Origin of the sequence: Campylobacter showae (assembly GCF_004803815.1) — a bacterium.
Classification (GTDB): domain Bacteria; phylum Campylobacterota; class Campylobacteria; order Campylobacterales; family Campylobacteraceae; genus Campylobacter_A; species Campylobacter_A showae.
Map to the genome: position 1 here is coordinate 502,974 of NZ_CP012544.1, position 21,229 is coordinate 524,202.

Below are 21,229 nucleotides of genomic sequence, written 5' to 3' on the forward strand. Positions count from 1 at the left end.
GTAAATTGTAGCGAAGTAAAAGGAAAATTATGTTTAAACGTTTTAGAAGGCTCAGGATAAATCCCGCAATCAGAGAGATGGTGCGCGAAACTAGCGTTTGCGCGAGCGATTTTATCTATCCGCTTTTCGTCGTCGAGGGCAAGGGTGTGAAAAAAGAGATAAGCTCGATGCCGGGCGTCTTTCAGATGAGTTTGGACGAAATTTTAAAAGAGTGCGAAATCGTACGAAATTTGGGCATAAAAGCGGTTATTTTATTTGGAATCCCTAGCCTAAAAGATAGCGTAGGCAGCGACGCTCTAAGCGACGAGGGTATCATAGCGACCGCGCTTCGAGCGATAAAGGATAAATTTCCTGATCTGGTCGTGATAACAGATCTTTGCTTTTGCGAGTACACCGATCACGGTCACTGCGGCATCCTAGATCACGTCCACCAGACCGTCGATAACGACGCGACGCTAGAGATCTCCGCTAAACAAGCTCTGATTCACGCCAGAAACGGCGCCGATATGATCGCTCCAAGCGGTATGATGGACGGCATCATCGCTACCTTGCGCGGTGCGCTGGATTTGAGCGGATACGAAAATTTGCCGATTATGGCGTATTCGACCAAATTTGCTTCGGCGTACTACGGGCCGTTTCGCGACGTAGCGGAGAGCGCGCCAAGTTTCGGCGATAGAAAGAGCTACCAGATGGATCCCGCAAACCGCCTGGAGGCCGTGAGCGAGAGCCTAGAAGACGAGGCGCAGGGGGCCGATATCTTGATGGTAAAGCCCGCCCTTGCGTATCTAGACATAATCCGCGATCTGCGCGAGGCTACGAGACTGCCGATCTGCGCGTATAACGTGAGCGGCGAATACGCTCTGCTAAAAGCCGCAGCAAAAGCGGGCGTCATCGACTACGAGCGCGTGATGATGGAGACGCTAGTCGGGTTTAAGAGGGCGGGGGCTGACCTGATAATAAGCTATCATGCCAAAGAAGCCGCTGCTTTACTAAGAAAATAGCGGCTCGTCTCGCGAGTATCTTTGCTTGATTTCGTAAATTTCGCCCTGCGATAGGCTACATGCCTTATCTTGGGACGAAATTTACTTCAAAACAAGCAAATCTATCTCGCGATACTTCGCCTTGAAAATTTGTGGGCAAATTTGGGAATTTAAGGGGGGCAAAATGCGGCACTTTTTGACGTTAAACGATTTTAGCAAAGACGAAATCATCGAAATTTTAAATTTGGGCTTGCAGATAAAAAAAGAGGCAAAGGCGCGAGATTTTAAGCCGTATCTAAAAGATCAAAAACTGGCGATGATATTTGAGAAAAGCTCGACTAGAACGCGCGTGAGCTTTGACGTGGGGATGAACGAGCTTGGCGGGCACGCGCTGTTTCTCAGCTCGAGCGACATCCAGATCGGGCGCGGCGAACCGATAAAAGACACCGCGCGCGTGATCTCGCGAATGTGCGATCTCATCATGGCTCGCGTTAATCGCCACGAAACGCTAGAAGAGCTTGCCAAATTTAGCCGCGTACCCGTGATAAACGGCCTTAGCGATAAGTTTCATCCCGCGCAGCTGATGGCCGATCTCATGACGGCGGTCGAATGCGGACTAAAAATAGACGAGATAAAAGCGGCGTTCGTGGGTGACGGCAACAACATGGCTCACTCGTGGCTGATGCTAGCTAGCAAGCTTGGCTTTGAGCTAAGGATCGCTACGCCCGCGGGCTACGAGCCGGACGCCGACATTGTAAATTTAGCGATGAAAAACGCTCAAATCTCGGGAGCCAAAATTTATCTAACCCACGATGTAAAAGAGGCCGTATCGGGCGCTAACCTCGTTACTACCGATACTTGGGTCTCGATGGGGCAAGAGGCCGAAAAAGAAAAGCGCTTAAAAGACTTCGCCGGCTTTTGCGTGGATGAAAATTTGATGAGTTTAGCCGCACCGCAAGCGATATTTTTACACTGCTTGCCGGCTTACCGCGGATACGAGGTGAGCGAGGAGGTGTTTGAAGCGCATGCGGATGAGATTTTTGCCGAGGCGGAAAATCGCCTGCACGCGCAAAAAGGCGTGATGGTTTGGCTCGATCGCCGCAGAAATGGGTAAGTTAAGGAAGTAAATGAAAGAAAAAAATCTACAAAAAACGTACGAAAAAATCGACGAAATTTCGGGCGAGCTCGGGATAAAAGAGGGCGAAAAAACGATATTTGAGATCGTGCCGACGAGCGATCCGAGTCAAATGAGCCTCAGCCTAAAAAGCGGCTCGTGGGACGGAGTGGAGCCGTGGTTTGGCATTGACGAAAATCAAAATTTGCACACGATGGTTTCGTTAAAATCGCTCTCGCAGCTCATCGAAGCCTACCGTAACGTCCAAAAAGAAAATTTCGAGCTAAGGCTTGAAAAGACGATCTGGCAAAACGTGCCGATAGACTTCGCCGACGTTTGGGTCGTGGCGATGGACGAGATACGCAAGATCGCCGCAAAAAATAAAAATAAAAAAAGCATAGACGTAAATTTGGAAAAACTGGTAAAGGGTATCAAAAAGCAGTATCCGAATTTGTTCGTCGATATGCAGAATTTAATGAAAAACGCGAGGAATAAAACGCTATGATAGATTTTGACGCTTACGTGAAGTATTCGCGCCCGGGACCGCGCTACACGAGCTATCCGACCGCGCCCGAGTTTAGCGATAAATTTAGCTACGAGGACTACCTGCGGGAGCTAAAAAACCGCGACGCCTCGCGCCCGCTTTCGCTTTATTTGCACCTGCCGTTTTGCCGCAGCGCCTGTTATTTTTGCGGTTGTAACGTGATTTATACGAGCAAAGAGGACCGCAAAACGCGCTATATGCAGTATCTGCAAAAAGAGCTTGACCTACTAGCGGCAAATCTCGACACGAGCGCGCCGGTGCTGCAAATGCACTTTGGCGGCGGCACTCCGACCTTTTACGGTGCGGATCAGCTCGATGAAATCATCAAAATGATAAAGGCTAAATTTAAAAACTTCTCGCCAGAGGCTGAAATCAGCTGCGAAATCGACCCGAGATTTTTAACGCCCGAGCAGCTTGACGTGCTGATTTCGCACGGCTTTAACCGCGTTAGCTACGGCGTGCAGGACTTTGATGAGCGGGTGCAAAAAGAGATCCACCGCATCCAGCCCTACGAAATCACCAAAAACGCCGTGGATATGGCGCGCGCCAAGGGCATAAACTCGATAAATATGGACCTTATCTACGGCCTTCCGTATCAGACGCTAGAGAGTTTTAAAGCGACGCTGGATAAGGCTCTGACGCTATCTCCGGACCGCCTCGCGGTGTTTAACTACGCGCACGTGCCGTGGATAAAAAAATCTATGCGTAAATTTGACGAAGCTACGCTGCCTAGCCCTAAAACCAAGCTTGAAATTTTAAAATACACGGCCGAGTTTTTTATCAAAAACGGCTACAAAATGATCGGTATGGATCACTTTGCAAAGCCCGGCGACGAGCTTTTTGCCGCACTTGCTAACGGCACGCTTCATCGTAACTTCCAAGGCTACACGACCAAAGGCGGAGCCGATCTCATCGGCATCGGACTAACTAGCATAGGCGAGGGGCAAAGATACTACGCGCAAAATTTCAAGGACATGGACGAATACGAAAAAGCCCTGGATAGCGGCGTTTTGCCGTATTACAAGGGCATATATTTAACTGGCGACGATCTAATCAGAAAAGCCGTGATCATGAGCCTGATGAGTAACTTTGCGCTTGATATCAAGGCGGTCGAGGCCAAATTTGACATCAAATTTTTCGAGTATTTTAAGGATGATTTGGTCGAGCTTGAAAATTTGAGCGAATTCGTAACCGTAACACCTGAAAAAATCAGCGTAAACGAGACCGGCACGCTAATCATCCGCAATATCGCGATGTGCTTTGACGCGTATTTGAAAAAAATACCGGAAAATTTACGCCGATTTTCTAAAACGGTTTGATGGGCGGACATGTTTAAATTTAGCGAAATTTCAGATAAATGCGTAAAATGCGGCAAATGCATCCAAGTCTGCACGATCCACAAGATAAACTCCGACGAAACGACCTCTCCGCGCGGTTTTTTGGATCTCGTGGGAGCTTATGAGCGCGGCGAGCTAAAGCTTGATAAAAGCGCAAAAAATATCTTTGAGAGCTGTTTTTTATGCACGAGCTGCGTCGAGGTCTGTCCAAACTCCTTGCGCGTGGATACGGCGATAGAAAACGTCCGACGCGACATCGCCGATAAATTTGGCATCGCGTGGTATAAAAAGGCGTTTTTTTGGTTGCTGCGTCATCGTGCGGTTATGGATTTGGCGGCAAAGCTGGGATATGTGTTTCAAAGCTGCGCGTTTAAGATTCGCGAAGGCGCGATGAGCCCGAGATTTAGCCTGCCGATGGTGAAAAAAGAGCGGCTTTTGCCAACCGCTAGCAAAAAGAGCTTTTTAAACTCGCACGCCGAGTTTATCGATAACGGCGGTGATAAAACTATCGGCGTTTTTATCGGATGTATGGGAAACTACGCGTATACGGGCATCGGCGAGGCTCTCGTTAAGATAGCTCGCGAGCTAGGATTAAATTTAAATTTGATGAAAAAACAGGCCTGTTGCGGCGCGCCGGCGTATTTTACGGGGGATTTTGCGACGGTTGAGGTTTTGGCAAAGCGAAATATCGAGTATTTTGAAAAAATGCTGGGCGAGCTAGACGCTATCATCGTGCCTGAGGCGACCTGTTCGGCGATGATAAAGATCGACTATGAGCACTTTTTTCATGACGACGAGCAGTGGCGAGAGCGAGCAAAAGCTGTGAGCAAGAAGATATTTTTAGCGACGGAGTACTTTGAAAAATTTACAAATTTAGCTGAAATTTTGGCCAAAAAGGGTAAAAACTTGACATCCGTTACCTACCACGACCCTTGTCATGCTAGAAAAATGCAAGGCGTCTTTAAAGAGCCTCGCAAACTGCTCGCTCAAAACTACGAAATGACCGAAATGGAAGATCCAAACGAATGTTGCGGTTTTGGTGGAGTGACGATGCAGTCTGAAAAATATCATCTAAGCCGCGCAGCCGGACAAAGAAAATCAGAAATGATAAAAAACTCGGGCGCAAAGATCGTAAGCGCCGAGTGTAGCGCCTGTAAAATGCAAATTTCAAATGCGCTACATATCGGTGGCTCAGACGTGAAGTGCGAGAATCCGATAGAACTAATCGCAAAAGCGCTCGGCTAAAGCTCGGTGCTTAGTTTATATTTTTTATAGTATAATGACGAGACGGTCGTCGGGCGCCGCCAAATTTTGATAAATAATATAAGGAAATTCGTGAAAAAAGCGATAGTCGTCGTTTTGATGTTTTTTAGCGCACTGTTTGCAAACGACGAATATCATATTTTTGTGAGCGCTTTTGGCGACGACGTAAGCGAAAAAGCAATAGAAAGCGCGAGAGTAGCCGTCGAAAGAAAAGTAGGCAGCTTTGAGGGCGTCGAAAAGGTCGTTAGCGGTAAATTTGGTAGATACCGCGCCATAGCGATAAGAACAAAGCCGCTAAGCGGAGAAAAAATTAAAATTTTAATTAATAAAATAAAATCCTTAGGATACAAAGAGGCGTACGCCGGGATAGTAAAAAATGAAAACAACGACGATAAAGGCGCCCTTGATTCTAAAACCACTGCAGAAGAAAAAGACGTAAATATGCCGAAAAAACGAGGATTAAGAAAGAAGCCGGATCTATTTTTTAAAGAGGCTCCGGAACCAATGGGCTAAAATTTAGCTTGCATGTGCGGCTAAATTCTAATTTTTTATCCTTATTTCGAAAAAATTTTAAAAAAAGCTTGACTTTGAAAAGAAATTGGGCTATAATCCAACTTTCATAAATCAGGATGCTGGTGTAGCTCAGTTGGTAGAGCTACTGCCTTGTAAGCAGTGGGTCGGCGGTTCAAGTCCGTTCACCAGCTCCATTTCATAACAGTGTTTGACCAGAAATACCATTGCAAAGCATTTATTTTTTAAAATAGGGTGAGATACTCAAGTGGCCAACGAGGGCAGACTGTAAATCTGCTGACTATGTCTTCCGTGGTTCGAATCCACGTCTCACCACCATGCTACGCGCGGGAGTAGCTCAGTTGGCTAGAGCATCAGCCTTCCAAGCTGAGGGTCGCGGGTTCGAGCCCCGTTTCCCGCTCCAGATTTTGGAACTAAACTGGGAGCTGTAAGATGATAAAAATATTAAATTTTATACATTTTCTACGGCACACCTTTTTAATTTCATTTAGTTGTTTATGCTTTTTCAAAAATTCTCTAATGCCAAGAGTTTGACGCTCATATGGCTCAGAGGTAGAGCACTTCCTTGGTAAGGAAGAGGTCGCGGGTTCAAGTCCCGCTATGAGCTCCACGGATTTTAGAGAAGAAAAATTAAGCATAAATTTAAAACGCAAATATCATTACGGAGGAAGAGATGGCAAAAGAAAAATTTTCACGTAACAAGCCACACGTAAACATTGGTACTATCGGTCACGTTGACCATGGTAAAACAACTTTGACAGCTGCAATTTCTGCTGTTCTTTCAAGAAAAGGTCTTGCTGAACTAAAAGACTATGATAATATCGACAACGCTCCAGAGGAGAAAGAGCGCGGTATTACCATCGCTACTTCTCACATTGAGTATGAGACTGAAAATCGCCACTATGCTCACGTTGACTGCCCAGGCCACGCCGACTATGTTAAAAACATGATTACCGGTGCGGCTCAAATGGACGGTGCTATCCTAGTTGTTTCTGCTGCTGACGGCCCAATGCCTCAAACCAGAGAGCACATCTTGCTATCTCGCCAAGTAGGCGTTCCATATATCGTTGTTTTCATGAACAAAGCTGATATGGTTGACGATGCTGAGCTTCTTGAACTAGTTGAGATGGAAATTCGCGAGCTTCTAAACGAGTACGACTTCCCTGGTGACGATACTCCAATCGTAGCAGGTTCGGCTCTACAAGCTCTTAATGAGGCTAAGGCTGGAACAGACGGCGAATGGTCTGCAAAGGTTCTTGAGCTTATGGCTAGAGTTGACGAGTATATCCCAACTCCAGTACGCGCAACAGATAAAGATTTCTTGATGCCTATTGAGGACGTTTTCTCTATTTCTGGTCGCGGTACGGTTGTTACCGGTAGAATTGAAAAAGGTGTGGTAAAAGTCGGCGATACCATCGAAATCGTAGGTATTAGACCAACTCAAACTACTACAGTTACCGGCGTCGAGATGTTTAGAAAAGAAATGGACCAAGGTGAAGCAGGCGATAACGTAGGCGTTCTTCTAAGAGGCACAAAAAAAGAAGATGTTGAGCGCGGTATGGTTCTTTGCAAACCTAAATCAATTACTCCTCACACTAAATTTGAGGGAGAGGTTTATATCCTAACAAAAGAAGAGGGTGGACGTCATACCCCATTCTTTAACAACTATAGACCACAGTTCTACGTAAGAACGACTGATGTTACAGGTTCTATCACTCTTCCAGAAGGAACAGAGATGGTTATGCCTGGTGACAACCTAAAGATAACTGTTGAGCTTATTGCGCCAGTTGCTCTTGAAGAGGGAACTCGCTTTGCGATCCGTGAAGGTGGTAGAACAGTCGGCTCAGGCGTTGTTTCTAAGATTCTAGCATAATTTAATTTTATATTTTGGCGGAGTTTTTCTCCGCTTTTTTGAAGGGAATTTATGGCAAAAGGTAATAGAATAAAAGTCGGTCTTAAATGTTCTGAATCAGGTGATATAAATTATACTACGGTAAAAAATAGCAAAACGACAACCGAAAAATTGGAACTAAAAAAATATTGCCCAAGACTAAAAAAACATACTGTTCATAAAGAAGTTAAGTTAAAGAGCTAAGGCTTTTTAGGGCAATAGCTCCAACGGTAGAGCGCTGGATTCCAAATCCAATGGTTGGGGGTTCGAATCCCTCTTGCCCTGCCATCAAAAGGTTAAAAATGGAAAAAATGATAAATTATATAAAGCTTTCTCGCGCCGAAATCGGAAAGGTAATTTTTCCGCTCAAAGAGCAAATAAGAAATGCTTTTATAACAGTTTTTGCTGTAGTAGCCATTGTTTCACTTTTTTTAGCTCTTGTTGATGCAATTATGTCTTTCTCTCTTTCAAAACTGATTTAAGGTTGAATCATGGCACATAAATGGTATGCGATTCAAACTTATGCCGGTAGCGAAATGAGCGTAAAGAGAGCTATTGAAAATTTAGTTAGAGATAATCACATTGAAGAACAACTAAAAGAGATTATAGTTCCTACTGAAGATGTAATAGAAATCAAAAACGGCAAGAAAAAAATAAACGAAAGAAGTCTTTATCCTGGATATGCTTTTGCACATCTTGATTTGGATACAGCTCTTTGGCACAAGATTCAGTCTCTTCCTAAAGTCGGTAGATTTATAGGTGAAGCAAAAAAACCTACGCCGTTAAGCGAAAAAGATATAAATTTAATTTTAGAAAAAGTCCAAAAGCGAGCTGCTCCTAAACCAAAAATTTTCTTTGATAACGGAGAAAATGTTCGTATTACGGAAGGACCTTTCGCGAATTTTACTGGTATAGTAGAAGAGTACGATATGATACACGGAAAGCTAAGGCTAAATGTTTCAATATTTGGCAGAAGCACCCCAGTTGAAATTTTATATTCACAAGTCGAGAAGATAGTATAAGGAGAAGTTTATGGCTAAAAAAGTTATAGGCGAAATTAAATTACACATTGCTGCTGCGAAAGCAAATCCAAGTCCTCCGGTAGGTCCGGCTCTTGGTCAGCAAGGCGTTAATATTATGGAATTTTGTAAAGCATTTAATGAAAGAACAAAGGATATGGCTGGCTTTAGGGTTCCGGTCGTTATCACCGTTTATGCTGATAGAAGCTTTACATTTATTACAAAACAACCGCCTGCTACGGATTTGATTAAAAAAGCTGCAGGAATAGAAAAAGGTTCGGATAATCCGTTAAAAAATAAAGTAGCCAAGCTCACAAAAGCTCAGGTACTTGAAATAGTTGAGAAAAAAATTGCCGACTTAAATACTAAAGATAGAGAGCAGGCAGCTAAAATCATTGCTGGTTCAGCTCGCTCAATAGGAATTACGGTAGTAGATTAATCCTTTTACCACATAAGGATTTTATAAAGTTAAATTTATGCACACGCGTTAATATTTATAGCGCGTGTATTTTAAATTTGACAATGTGGAAGCATAAAATTTAAAAATGCGGAGAAACTAATGTCAAAAAAAACTACAAAAAGATTTGGTAAGCTACTTGAAAAAGTTGATACCACTAAAACCTACTCTTTAGCAGATGCTATTGATACTGTAAAATTACTAAAAAGCGCTAAATTTGACGAAACAGTTGAAATAGCACTAAAACTTAACGTCGATCCAAGACATGCCGATCAAATGGTTAGAGGCTCGGTAGTGCTTCCTGCAGGAACTGGTAAAACCGTTCGCGTAGCCGTTATAGCAAAAGATGCAAAAGCCGATGAAGCAAAAGCTGCTGGTGCTGACATAGTCGGTAGCGACGAGCTTGTTGAGGATATCCAAAAAGGAATTATGAATTTCGACGTTCTTATCGCTACTCCAAATTTAATGGGCTTAGTTGGTAAAGTAGGACGAATTTTAGGACCAAAAGGTCTTATGCCAAACCCAAAAACAGGCACTGTTACTATGGATGTAGCTCAAGCTGTTAATAACGCAAAAAGCGGTCAAGTTAATTTCCGCGTAGATAAGCAAGGAAATATACACGCTGGCCTTGGTAAAGTTAGCTTTTCAAAAGAGCAATTAAACGATAATATTTCAACTCTTATCAAAGCGGTAAATAGACAAAAACCTGCGGCAGCAAAAGGTAGATATATTAAGAGCGCCGCTTTATCATTAACTATGAGTCCTTCTGTTTTGCTTGAGACTCAAGAGCTTATGGATCTACGCTAATTTATAGCTAATAAATTTTTATCTTAGATTGGAGATAGCAGAGGCTTTTGCTTAATCGTGCTTTTATGCCGCTCTGCTTGAAATCACTAGTCGGAAAGGAGAAAAACTAGATGACGAGAAACGAAAAATCTGAAATAATCAGTAAACTTGAAGCCGAATTTAAAGAAAATGAAGCGATTATAGTTTGCGATTATCGCGGTCTTAGCACTAAAAAACTAGAAGCATTAAGAGATGCTGCTAGAGTTTTAAACGTAAAAGTTCAAATCGTAAAAAATACTCTTGCAAATATCGCTCTTAATAACGTTGAAAAGTCTGGTATGGTCTTAAAAGATACAAATATCTTTATCTGGGGCGATCAGCTTTCAGCTACTAAGGTTGCGGCTAAATTTGAAGAGACTAACAGCGAACTATTCAAAATCAAAACCGCTCATATTGACGGTGAAGTTGCAAGCGTTGAGAAGGTTAAAGCTCTATCTAAGATGCCTAGCCGTGATGAGTTGCTTGCTATGCTTTTGCAAGTTTGGAATGCGCCTATCCAAAATTTCACTATTGGACTAAATGCGCTTAAAGAAAAAAAAGAAAAATCAGCATAATATAAAAGGATAAAAAATGGCAATTACCAAAGAGGACGTATTAGAATTTATCTCTAATCTTTCAGTATTAGAGCTAAGCGAACTAGTAAAAGAATTTGAAGAGAAATTTGGCGTAAGCGCTGCTCCAGTAATGGTAGCAGGCGGCGCAGCAGCAGGCGGCGCAGCTGATGCAGCTGAAGAGAAAACAGAATTTAACGTTGTTCTAGTTGACGGCGGCGACAAGAAAATCAACGTTATTAAAGTTGTTCGCGCTCTTACAGGTCTTGGTCTTAAAGAGGCTAAAGACGCAGTTGAGCAAACTCCTTCTGTTATTAAAGAGGGTGTTAGCAAAGATGAGGCTGAAGCAGCTAAAAAAGAGCTTGAAGAAGCTGGCGCTAAAGTCGAACTTAAATAATTTCACTTATTTTTACAAAGGAGGCGACGCCTCCTTATTTAATTTTTACAAAGATGCCGCAGACGTGCGGTTATTTACTTTCTTTCAAACTTATACCATGAGGTAGAATATGCTAAATAGTTTATACTCAGGAAATCGTCTTAGGGTTGATTTTTCAAATGTTGCCAAAGAGATCGATGTTCCTAACCTACTACAATTACAAAAAAAGAGTTTTGACCAGTTTTTAAACGTAGATAAAAATCAAGGCGAAAGCGGTATAGAAAAAGTTTTCAAATCAATATTTCCTATACATGATCCGCAAAACCGCTTAAGCTTGGAATACGTAAGCTCTGAAATCGGAAAACCAAAATATACGATCAGAGAGTGCATGGAGCGCGGGCTTACTTATTCTGTAAATTTAAAAATGAAAATAAGGCTGATCGTTCACGAGAGAGATGAAAAAACAGGCGAGAAGATCGGTATAAAAGATATAAAAGAGCAGGAAATTTTCGTTCGCGAAATTCCTTTGATGACGGATAGAATTTCATTTATTATTAACGGCGTCGAGCGTGTCGTGGTTAATCAGCTTCACAGAAGTCCCGGCGTTATCTTTAAAGAAGAGGAAAGCCCGACAGTCGTAAATAAGCTTATTTATACGGCTCAAATCATTCCTGACCGCGGTAGCTGGCTATATTTTGAATACGACACAAAAGACGTACTTTATGTGCGTATCAACAAGCGCAGAAAAGTGCCGGTAACTATCCTATTTAGGGCGCTTGGATATAAAAAACAAGATATTATCAAGTTATTTTATCCTATACAAACTTTAACAATAAAAGATAATAAATTTTTGACGCCATTTAACCCAGATGATTATCAGGGCAGGGTTGAATACGACATAAAAGACGAAGAAGGCAATGTTTTACACGAGGCCGGAAAAAGACTAACCAAGAAAAAGGCTGATAAGATCATCGCTGACGGCGTCAAATTTGTCGAATATCCGACTGAAATTTTGGTAAATAGGTTTTTGGCTCACCCGGTTATTGACAAAAACAGCGGTGAAGTGCTTTATGATACTCTTGCACAGCTTGATGAAAATAAATTGGTTAAAATTTTGGCTGATCAAGAGAGTATCGAGATAGCAAACGACCTAGCAGCAGGCGTGGACGACGCTATCATAAATTCGTTTATCGCCGATAACGAGACGCTAAAACTACTACGTCAAACCGAAAACGTCGACGATGAAAACGATCTTGCGGCGATAAGAATTTATAAAGTTATGCGTCCAGGCGAACCGGTCGTTAAAGATGCTGCTCGCGCTTTCGTAAACGATCTATTCTTTAATCCTGAAAGATATGATTTGACGGGTGTTGGCCGCATGAAAATGAACCACAAGCTGGCACTTGAAGTACCTGAATACGTAACGGTTTTGACCAATGAAGACATTATAAAAACGGCAAAATATTTGATAAAGGTCAAAAACGGACAAGGACATATCGACGACCGCGATCACCTCGGCAACCGTCGTATCCGCTCTATCGGCGAGCTTTTGGCAAACGAGCTTCACCTAGGCTTTGTAAAAATGCAAAAGGCTATCAGGGATAAATTTACGACGCTGGGTAATACTGAGGAGATTATGCCTTACGATTTGGTTAATCCAAAAATGATAACCACGACGATAATGGAATTTTTCACCGGCGGTCAGTTGAGCCAGTTTATGGATCAGACTAACCCGCTTAGCGAAGTTACGCATAAGCGCAGACTTTCGGCGCTGGGCGAGGGCGGTCTCGTAAAAGATAGAGCCGGCTTTGAGGTGCGCGACGTTCATCCGACTCACTACGGTAGAATTTGCCCGGTAGAGACCCCGGAAGGTCAAAACATCGGCCTTATCAACACGCTTTCTACTTACGCGAAGGTAAATAATCTCGGCTTCGTCGAAGCCCCGTATAAAAAAGTCGTAGACGGCAAAGTAACTGACGAGATCGTTTATCTAACGGCAACTCAAGAGGAAAATTTGGTTATCGCTCCGGCCTCTACTGCGCTTGATGAAAGCGGCTATATAGTAGAGGACTTGATCGAGGCTAGACAAGACGGCGAGATGATACTGGCTAAACGCGAGGATGTTAAGCTTATCGACCTTTGCTCCGGTATGATAGCTGGTGTTGCGGCATCGCTTATTCCGTTTTTGGAGCATGATGACGCAAACCGTGCCCTCATGGGATCAAACATGCAGCGCCAAGCAGTGCCGCTACTTCGCTCGTCCGCTCCTATCGTTGGAACTGGCATGGAGAGTACTGTAGCGCGCGACGCATGGGAGGCGATCAAGGCTAGACGCGCTGGAGTAGTCGAAAAGGTGGACAATAAAAATATCTTTATCCTTGGCGAAGACGAGGCAGGTCCATATATCGATCACTACTCTATGGAGAAAAATTTAAGAACCAACCAAAATACGACATTCTCCCAACACCCTATCGTTAAAAAAGGCGAAAGCGTAGCGGCTGGGCAGATCATCGCCGACGGTCCGTCTATGGAGCGCGGTGAGCTGGCTATCGGTAAAAATGCGCTTATAGCTTTCATGCCGTGGAACGGCTATAACTACGAGGATGCGATCGTAATCAGCGAAAAAATGATCCGAGAGGATGCGTTTACGAGTGTGCATATTTATGAAAAAGAGATCGAAGCCCGCGAGCTAAAAGACGGCGTTGAGGAGATCACTAAGGATATCCCGAATATCAAAGAGGAAGATTTACTCCATCTCGATGATAGCGGCATAATAAAAATCGGCACACAGGTAAAACCCGGCATGATCCTAGTCGGAAAGGTTTCTCCAAAAGGCGAGGTTAAGCCAACGCCCGAGGAGCGCTTACTTCGTGCGATTTTTGGCGAAAAAGCCGGTCACGTGGTAAATAAATCCCTTTACGCGACAGCTTCTATGGAAGGCGTCGTTGTAGACGTTAAAATTTTTACTAAAAAAGGTCACGAAAAAGATAATCGCTCAAATAAAGTTTATGAAGAAGAAAAAGCGGCTTTTGAAAAAGAACACCATGATAGGCTCTTGATGCTAGACCGCGAAGAGATGCTAAAAGTGGGCGCTCTACTTTGCAAAACGCCTTTGAGTTCTGCTCAAACTATCGGTAAAAAAACCTATAAAAAAGGCGAGAAGATCGATAAGGAGGAGTTTGAAAACATCAACCGTTTTACTCTAAGCGCGATCGTTAAAGGCTTTTCAAAAGACGTTCAAAAATCATACGACGACATAAAAAATCATTTCCAAAACGAGAAGAAAAAGCTCAAAGAAGAGCATGACGCGAAGATGGAAATTTTAGAAAAAGATGACATCTTGCCAAGCGGCGTAGTTAAGCTCGTCAAAGTCTACATCGCAACCAAGCGCAAACTAAAAGTGGGCGATAAGATGGCTGGTCGCCACGGAAACAAAGGTATCGTTTCAAACATCGTCCCAGAAGTCGATATGCCGTATCTTCCGAGCGGTCAGCCGGTCGATATCGTGTTAAATCCGCTAGGCGTTCCTAGCCGTATGAATATCGGTCAAATTTTAGAAAGCCACTTGGGTCTTGTCGGCTACCGTTTGGGCGAGCAGATAAATCAAATTTTCCAAGAGAAAAAAGGCGAGTGGATAAAAGAGCTACGAGCCAAAATGATCGAGATAGCTTCGGCGTCTAAATTTATGGATGCTAAAAAAACTCTAGGCAAAATGAGCGACGAGCAGCTTTTAGACTACGCTAGAGACTGGGCTAACGGCGTCAAATTTGCCACGCCTATATTTGAGGGCGTTAGAGTCGATGAGCTGATGAAACTGTTCGAGCTAGCTAAGATCGATATGGACGGGAAGACCGAGCTTTACGACGGACGCACGGGCTCAAAGATTAAGGAGCGCGTAAACGTCGGATGTATGTATATGCTAAAGCTTCATCACCTAGTCGACGAAAAAGTCCACGCTAGAAGCACGGGACCGTACAGCCTAGTTACTCAGCAGCCAGTCGGCGGTAAGGCGCTATTTGGCGGACAAAGATTCGGTGAGATGGAGGTTTGGGCGCTTGAGGCGTACGGCGCGGCCCATACGCTTCGTGAGATGCTAACTGTCAAATCAGACGACGTCGAGGGACGCTTGTCTGCGTATAAAGCCCTAACTAGAGGCGAAAACGTGCCTGAAACTGGCATTCCTGAGACATTTTTCGTTCTAACAAACGAGCTAAAATCATTGGCGCTTGATGTCGAGATATACGATGAGGATGAAAATAATGAGTGAGTTAAAACCTATTGAGATAAAAGAAGAACGCAGACCGCGCGATTTTGAGGCATTTCAGCTTCGTTTGGCAAGTCCCGAGAGGATAAAATCATGGAGCCACGGCGAGGTCAAAAAACCCGAAACCATAAACTACCGTACGCTAAAACCTGAGCGCGACGGCTTATTTTGCGCTAAAATTTTCGGTCCGATCCGCGACTACGAGTGCCTTTGCGGTAAGTATAAAAAAATGCGCTACAAAGGCATCAAGTGCGAAAAGTGCGGCGTCGAGGTAACTAGCTCAAAGGTGCGCCGTTCCAGAATGGGTCACATCGAGCTCGTGACTCCGGTTGCGCACATTTGGTACGTAAATTCGCTTCCGAGCCGCATAGGAACGCTGCTCGGCATAAAGATGAAAGACCTTGAGCGCGTACTTTACTATGAGGCATATATCGTCGAGAGTGTTGGCGATGCGTTTTATGACACCGAAAATAGCAAAAAGGTCGAAATTTTCGACGTTCTAAACGAAGAGCAATACGTTTCTTTAGCTTCTCGCTTTGAAGAGAGCGGATTTAGAGCTAGGATGGGCGGCGAAGTTATCCGCGATTTACTAGCAAATATCGATTTGGTCGAGCTTTTAAATACCCTAAAAGATGAGATCAGTGCGACAAATTCGGAAGCCAAGAAAAAAACCATAGTAAAAAGACTAAAAGTCGTTGAGAGCTTTTTAAATTCTGGCAACCGTCCTGAGTGGATGATGATTACGAATTTACCGGTCCTTCCGCCGGATCTTCGCCCGCTTGTTAGCCTTGACGGCGGTAAATTTGCGGTTTCTGACGTAAACGACCTGTATCGCCGCGTTATCAACAGAAACGCGCGTTTAAAACGCCTTATGGAGCTTGACGCGCCCGAAATTATCATCAGAAACGAAAAGCGTATGCTTCAAGAGTCCGTCGATGCGCTATTTGACAACGGACGACGCGCGAATGCTGTAAAAGGCGCAAACAAACGCCCGTTAAAATCGCTTTCTGAAATCATTAAAGGCAAGCAAGGCCGCTTCCGTCAAAATTTGCTCGGTAAGCGCGTTGACTTTTCCGGTCGTTCGGTTATCGTCGTTGGTCCAAAACTACGCATGGATCAGTGCGGATTACCGAAAAGAATGGCGCTTGAGCTGTTTAAGCCGCATTTGCTAGCTCGCCTTGAGGAGAAGGGTTACGCTACGACCGTAAAACAAGCTAAAAAGATGATCGAGGATAAGACTAACGAGGTTTGGGAGTGCCTAGAGGAGGTCGTTAAAGATCATCCGGTCATGCTAAACCGCGCTCCGACGCTTCACAAACTATCTATCCAGGCGTTTCACCCTGTGCTTGTCGAAGGCAAGGCTATCCAGCTACACCCGCTAGTTTGTGCCGCGTTTAACGCTGACTTCGACGGTGACCAGATGGCTGTTCACGTTCCGCTATCTCAGGAGGCTATAGCAGAGTGCAAAATTTTGATGCTTAGCTCAATGAATATCTTGCTTCCTGCAAGCGGTAAGGCTATCACAGTTCCTAGCCAGGATATGGTTTTGGGAATCTACTATCTAAGCCTAGAAAAGACCGACAGCAAGGGTGCAAATAAAATTTTTGCATCCGTAGACGAAGTAATGATCGCCGAGGAAGCGCACTGCCTAGAAGTACACTCGAAAATCAAAACGATGATCGACGGCAAGACGCTATTTACGACCGCAGGCCGCCTAATCATCCGCTCGATTCTGCCTGATTTTGTTCCTGAAAATATGTGGAACAGGGTCATGAAGAAAAAAGATATCGCAAATTTGGTTGATTACGTTTATAAAAACGGCGGCCTTGAGGTAACGGCGGGATTTTTGGATAAGCTCAAAAATTTGGGCTTCCGCTATGCGACAAAAGCCGGCATCTCGATCTCTATCGCCGATATCATCGTGCCTGATAGTAAACAAAAATATATCAACGAAGCCAAGAAAAAAGTCCGCGAGATACAAAATCAGTACGGCGCGGGCTTGCTAACGGACTCCGAGAGATACAATAAAATCATCGACATTTGGACAGATACGAATAACGTCGTCGCGGGTGAGATGATGAAGCTTATCCAGGGGGACAAGGGCGGGTTTAACTCGATTTATATGATGGCTGACAGCGGCGCGAGAGGTTCTGCGGCGCAAATTCGCCAGCTAGCCGGTATGCGTGGTCTTATGGCGAAGCCTGACGGATCGATCATCGAGACGCCGATCATATCAAACTTCCGTGAGGGTCTAAACGTCCTTGAGTACTTTAACTCAACCCACGGTGCCAGAAAGGGTCTGGCAGATACCGCGTTAAAAACGGCGAATGCCGGATATCTAACCAGAAAGCTAATCGACGTCGCGCAAAACGTGAAAGTCACTATGCACGACTGCGGCACGCACGAGGGTGTCGAGATCACCGAGATCACCGACAACGGCGAGCTTATCGAGAGTTTAGAAGAGAGAATTTTAGGCCGCGTACTAGCCGACGACGTAATCGATCCGATAGCAAACGAGGTGCTGTTTAGCGAAGGTACGCTGATAGACGAAGAAAAAGCCAAAGCGATAACCGAAGCTGGTATAAAATCTGTCAGCATAAGAACGCCGATAACTTGCAAAGCAGCAAAAGGCGTCTGCGCGAAATGCTACGGCGTGAATTTGGGCGAAGGAAAGCTGGTAAAACCAGGCGAAGCCGTCGGTATCATCTCGGCTCAATCTATCGGCGAACCCGGTACTCAGCTAACGCTAAGAACCTTCCACATCGGCGGTACAGCATCAACTGAGCAGCAAGACTACCAAGTTGTCGCGCAAAAAGAGGGCTTTATAAGATACTATAATCTAAGCGTTTACGAAAATGGCGGCAAGAGAATCGTAGCAAACCGCAGAAACTCAGCCGTCTTGCTCGTCGAGCCTAAGATCAAAGCTCCGTTTGACGGAAAGATCGAGATCGAGGTTGCTCACGAGGACGTAAACATCATCGTAAAAGGTAAAAAAGAAGAGATCAAATATACTCTAAGAAGAGGCGACCTAGCTAAACCTAACGAGTTAGCCGGCGTTAGCGGTAAGGTCGAGGGTAAAATTTACATCCCTTATGCTGACGGCGACTCGGTCAAAGAGAACGAAAGTATCGCAGAGGTCATCAAAGAGGGCTGGAACGTACCGAAGCGTATCCCGTTTGCAAGCGAGATAAAGGTAGAAGACGGCGAGCCTATCGCTAAGAAAATCCTTGCAGGCGCAAACGGCGTGCTTAAATTTTATATCCTAAAGGGCGATTATTTAGAGCGCTTAAGAAATATCAAAAAAGGCCACGTTGTAACCGAAAAAGGCTTATTTGTCGTGGTTGCCGACGAAGACGACAGAGAGGCGGTTCGCTACTATATCCCGCGAAACTCTATCATCAAAGCAAACGATAGCGATATCGTGGATAGCAAAGCGGTCATCTCGGAGCCTGAAAGCCAAGAGAAAACTGTCATAGCCGAGTGGGATCCGTACTCTACGCCGATCATCGCCGAGGCTGCAGGTAGGGTGACATACGAGGATATCGAGCCAGGCTATAGCGCCGCCGAGCAGTACGACGAGGCGACCGGCCAGAGCCGTCTAGTTATCAACGAGTATCTGCCTTCGGGCATCAAGCCTACGATCGTTATCAGCACCGATGAGGGCAAAATGATCCGCTATCAGCTAGAGCCAAAAACCGCGATATTCGTAGCCAACGACGAAGTGGTAAAACAAGCTGATATCCTGGCTAAGACGCCTAAGGCTGTCGCGAAGTCAAAAGACATCACGGGCGGTTTGCCGCGCGTATCTGAGCTATTTGAGGCTAGACGTCCAAAAAATACGGCTATCATCGCTGAAATCGACGGCACCGTAAGATTTGAAAAGCCGCTTCGCTCCAAAGAACGCATCGTGATCGAGGCCGATGACGGTGCAACTGCCGAGTATTTGATAGACAAAACTCGTCAAATTCAGGTTCGCGACGGCGAATTTATCCACGCGGGCGAGAAGCTAACCGACGGACTAATTTCAAGCCACGACGTTTTGAGAATTTTGGGTGAAAAGGCGCTACACTATTATTTGATCAGCGAAATTCAGCAAGTTTATCGCTCTCAAGGCGTTGCGATCGCCGATAAACACATTGAGATCATCGTTTCTCAGATGCTTCGTCAGGTTAAGATTGTCGATAGCGGCGATACGAATTTCATTACCGGCGATATGATCTCTCGAACGAGATTTAAGGAAGAAAACGAACGTATAATGAGAATGGGCGGTAATCCTGCGATCGCCGAGCCTATTTTGCTAGGCGTTACGCGCGCCGCTATCGGAAGCGATAGCGTGATCTCTGCGGCATCGTTCCAAGAGACGACTAAGGTTCTAACCGAGGCTTCTATCGCAGCTAAGATCGACCACCTCGAAGATCTAAAAGAAAACGTCATCCTAGGACGCATGATTCCTGTCGGAACGGGTCTTTATCAAGATCAAAAGATCAAGCTAAAACAAAACTAAAATTTAACCCCCAAGCCTCGCTAAATTCGGCGAGGCTTAAATTTACCTCGCTTTAAAACTAATCAGATAAAATCAATCCTTTAAATTTGAAAATTTGGAGTAAAAATGAAAAATTTCGATTTGGGAATTTTATTTGCGAGATTGGGGCTTGGTGTCTGTCTTTTTATGCACGGATTTGCGAAAATTTTACACGGCATAGGCGGCGTAAAAAGTATTTTAACAAAAGCCGGCTTGCCTGAAGTTATGGCTTACGGCTCCTATGTCGGTGAAGTTGTTGCTCCGATAATGATAATTCTAGAGATATTTTCAAGGATCGGCACGCTACTCGTAATCGGCACGAGCCTAACGATAATGTACGCCTATCACGGGCTTGGAAATTTGCTAGATCTTGCAAGCACTGGCGGCTTCAAGGCTGAAATTTTATATCTTTACATCGCCTTGTCGCTCTGCATCATCTTTAACGGAAGCGGAAAATACGCGATTAGAAAAGATTAGTGCGATAAAATTCAGCATTAAAGATGAAATTTACCTTATATTAAGCCAAATTTAAATAAAATCAAGTCTTTTTAATAAATTTAGTCGAAAGGAATTACTGTGCCAACCATTAATCAATTGGTCAGAAAAGAGCGCAAGAAAGTGACTTTTAAGTCAAAATCTCCAGCGCTAAAAGAGTGTCCTCAAAGAAGAGGAGTTTGCACCAGGGTCTATACTACGACTCCTAAAAAACCAAACTCGGCTTTGAGAAAAGTTGCCAAAGTTAGGCTTACAAGCGGATTTGAAGTAATCAGCTATATCGGCGGTGAAGGTCACAACCTACAAGAACACAGCATCGTGCTAGTGCGCGGCGGTCGTGTTAAAGACTTACCGGGCGTTAAATACCACATCGTACGCGGCGCTCTTGATACAGCAGGCGTTGCGAAAAGAACTGTTTCTCGCTCAAAATACGGCGCTAAACGTCCAAAACCTGGTCAGGCAGCAGCCGCAGCAGGTAAAAAGAAATAAAAATTTAGGTTCGCAGACCATGCTATTAGCGGCATAGGTTTGAGTAAAATTTATAAAATTTGAAGGAATAATCAAATGAGAAGAAGAAAAGCTCCCGTCAGGGAAGTAATGCCGGATCCAATTTACGGCAATAAGGTAATCACTAAATTTATTAACTCTCTTATGTACGATGGCAAAAAAAGCGTCGCTACCGAGATCATGTACGGCGCTATCAAAGCTATCGAGAAAAAAAGCGGCGACGTAAAAGGTATAGACGTATTTAACGATGCTATCGAAAACATTAAGCCTCTTATGGAGGTTAAATCTCGTCGCGTCGGCGGTGCTACCTACCAAGTACCGGTAGAAGTTCGCCCGGCTCGCCAGCAAGCTCTTGCTATCCGCTGGATCATCGGTTTTGCTAGAAAAAGAAGCGAAAGAACCATGATCGACAAGCTAGCTAACGAGCTACTTGATGCGGCAAATTCAAAAGGCGCGTCTTTCAAGAAGAAGGAAGACACCTATAAAATGGCAGAAGCTAACAAAGCGTTTGCTCACTACCGCTGGTAAGAGG

At 44.4% G+C, this 21,229-nt stretch carries 19 protein-coding genes and 5 tRNA genes; all 24 read left to right on the forward strand.

Annotated elements, in window-relative coordinates; translation table 11 throughout:
* Positions 1-29 precede the first annotated feature (29 nt).
* Positions 30-1,001: a porphobilinogen synthase gene (gene hemB / locus CSHOW_RS02500; protein WP_002947625.1), complete on the forward strand. Its 972-nt coding sequence runs from the start codon at positions 30-32 to the stop codon at positions 999-1,001.
* Positions 1,002-1,164: 163 nt separating this feature from the next.
* Positions 1,165-2,094 carry an ornithine carbamoyltransferase gene (gene argF, locus CSHOW_RS02505; RefSeq protein ID WP_039895143.1) on the forward strand — a complete coding sequence of 310 codons (930 nt, stop codon included), beginning with the start codon at positions 1,165-1,167 and terminating at the stop codon, positions 2,092-2,094.
* A gap of 13 nt (positions 2,095-2,107) precedes the next feature.
* Positions 2,108-2,599, forward strand: coding sequence for a DUF2603 domain-containing protein (locus CSHOW_RS02510; RefSeq protein WP_002947623.1), 492 nt, complete (start codon positions 2,108-2,110; stop codon positions 2,597-2,599).
* Complete coding sequence (gene hemN / locus CSHOW_RS02515; RefSeq protein WP_002947622.1) at positions 2,596-3,957, forward strand: oxygen-independent coproporphyrinogen III oxidase; 1,362 nt, start codon at positions 2,596-2,598, stop codon at positions 3,955-3,957. The genes CSHOW_RS02510 and hemN overlap by 4 nt, the downstream gene beginning before the upstream one ends.
* 9 nt (positions 3,958-3,966) lie before the next feature.
* The gene (locus tag CSHOW_RS02520; protein ID WP_002947621.1) at positions 3,967-5,220 is read left to right on the forward strand and encodes a (Fe-S)-binding protein; all 1,254 of its coding nucleotides are present in this window, start codon (positions 3,967-3,969) and stop codon (positions 5,218-5,220) included.
* 90 nt (positions 5,221-5,310) lie between these two features.
* Positions 5,311-5,751 carry a hypothetical protein gene (locus CSHOW_RS02525; protein WP_002947620.1) on the forward strand — a complete coding sequence of 147 codons (441 nt, stop codon included), beginning with the start codon at positions 5,311-5,313 and terminating at the stop codon, positions 5,749-5,751.
* A gap of 118 nt (positions 5,752-5,869) precedes the next feature.
* Positions 5,870-5,945 (forward strand) — tRNA-Thr (locus tag CSHOW_RS02530).
* A 57-nt stretch (positions 5,946-6,002) separates the two neighbouring features.
* A tRNA-Tyr gene (locus CSHOW_RS02535) sits at positions 6,003-6,087 on the forward strand.
* Positions 6,088-6,095: 8 nt separating this feature from the next.
* A tRNA-Gly gene (locus CSHOW_RS02540) sits at positions 6,096-6,172 on the forward strand.
* 132 nt (positions 6,173-6,304) lie between these two features.
* Positions 6,305-6,379: transfer RNA gene (locus CSHOW_RS02545), tRNA-Thr, on the forward strand.
* 63 nt (positions 6,380-6,442) lie between these two features.
* On the forward strand, positions 6,443-7,642 hold the full coding sequence (gene tuf / locus CSHOW_RS02550) for an elongation factor Tu (protein ID WP_002947618.1): 1,200 nt from the start codon (positions 6,443-6,445) through the stop codon (positions 7,640-7,642).
* A gap of 51 nt (positions 7,643-7,693) precedes the next feature.
* Positions 7,694-7,864 (forward strand): 50S ribosomal protein L33, encoded by a 171-nt coding sequence (gene rpmG, locus CSHOW_RS02555; RefSeq protein ID WP_004322121.1) that lies wholly within the window; start codon positions 7,694-7,696, stop codon positions 7,862-7,864.
* Between the two features lie 8 nt (positions 7,865-7,872).
* Positions 7,873-7,948 (forward strand) — tRNA-Trp (locus CSHOW_RS02560).
* Between the two features lie 14 nt (positions 7,949-7,962).
* On the forward strand, positions 7,963-8,142 hold the full coding sequence (gene secE / locus CSHOW_RS02565) for a preprotein translocase subunit SecE (RefSeq protein WP_004318614.1): 180 nt from the start codon (positions 7,963-7,965) through the stop codon (positions 8,140-8,142).
* A 6-nt stretch (positions 8,143-8,148) separates the two neighbouring features.
* Positions 8,149-8,682, forward strand: coding sequence for a transcription termination/antitermination protein NusG (gene nusG / locus CSHOW_RS02570; RefSeq protein WP_100067254.1), 534 nt, complete (start codon positions 8,149-8,151; stop codon positions 8,680-8,682).
* Between the two features lie 10 nt (positions 8,683-8,692).
* Entirely contained in the window at positions 8,693-9,118 is a 426-nt protein-coding gene (rplK, locus tag CSHOW_RS02575) for a 50S ribosomal protein L11 (protein WP_004322124.1), read from the forward strand.
* A 120-nt stretch (positions 9,119-9,238) separates the two neighbouring features.
* A complete protein-coding gene (rplA, locus tag CSHOW_RS02580; protein ID WP_002947612.1) occupies positions 9,239-9,943 on the forward strand; it encodes a 50S ribosomal protein L1 in 705 nt (234 codons plus the stop codon).
* Between the two features lie 110 nt (positions 9,944-10,053).
* Positions 10,054-10,536: a 50S ribosomal protein L10 gene (rplJ, locus tag CSHOW_RS02585; protein ID WP_002947610.1), complete on the forward strand. Its 483-nt coding sequence runs from the start codon at positions 10,054-10,056 to the stop codon at positions 10,534-10,536.
* 16 nt (positions 10,537-10,552) lie between these two features.
* Positions 10,553-10,930 (forward strand): 50S ribosomal protein L7/L12, encoded by a 378-nt coding sequence (gene rplL / locus CSHOW_RS02590; RefSeq protein WP_002947609.1) that lies wholly within the window; start codon positions 10,553-10,555, stop codon positions 10,928-10,930.
* Between the two features lie 109 nt (positions 10,931-11,039).
* Positions 11,040-15,176: a DNA-directed RNA polymerase subunit beta gene (gene rpoB, locus CSHOW_RS02595; RefSeq protein ID WP_002947602.1), complete on the forward strand. Its 4,137-nt coding sequence runs from the start codon at positions 11,040-11,042 to the stop codon at positions 15,174-15,176.
* Complete coding sequence (gene rpoC, locus CSHOW_RS02600) at positions 15,169-19,677, forward strand: DNA-directed RNA polymerase subunit beta' (RefSeq protein WP_002947601.1); 4,509 nt, start codon at positions 15,169-15,171, stop codon at positions 19,675-19,677. The genes rpoB and rpoC overlap by 8 nt, the downstream gene beginning before the upstream one ends.
* 105 nt (positions 19,678-19,782) lie before the next feature.
* Entirely contained in the window at positions 19,783-20,172 is a 390-nt protein-coding gene (locus tag CSHOW_RS02605; protein WP_002947599.1) for a DoxX family protein, read from the forward strand.
* Between the two features lie 99 nt (positions 20,173-20,271).
* Positions 20,272-20,679 (forward strand): 30S ribosomal protein S12, encoded by a 408-nt coding sequence (gene rpsL, locus CSHOW_RS02610; protein WP_004322129.1) that lies wholly within the window; start codon positions 20,272-20,274, stop codon positions 20,677-20,679.
* 75 nt (positions 20,680-20,754) lie between these two features.
* Complete coding sequence (rpsG, locus tag CSHOW_RS02615; protein WP_002947591.1) at positions 20,755-21,225, forward strand: 30S ribosomal protein S7; 471 nt, start codon at positions 20,755-20,757, stop codon at positions 21,223-21,225.
* Positions 21,226-21,229 lie beyond the last annotated feature (4 nt).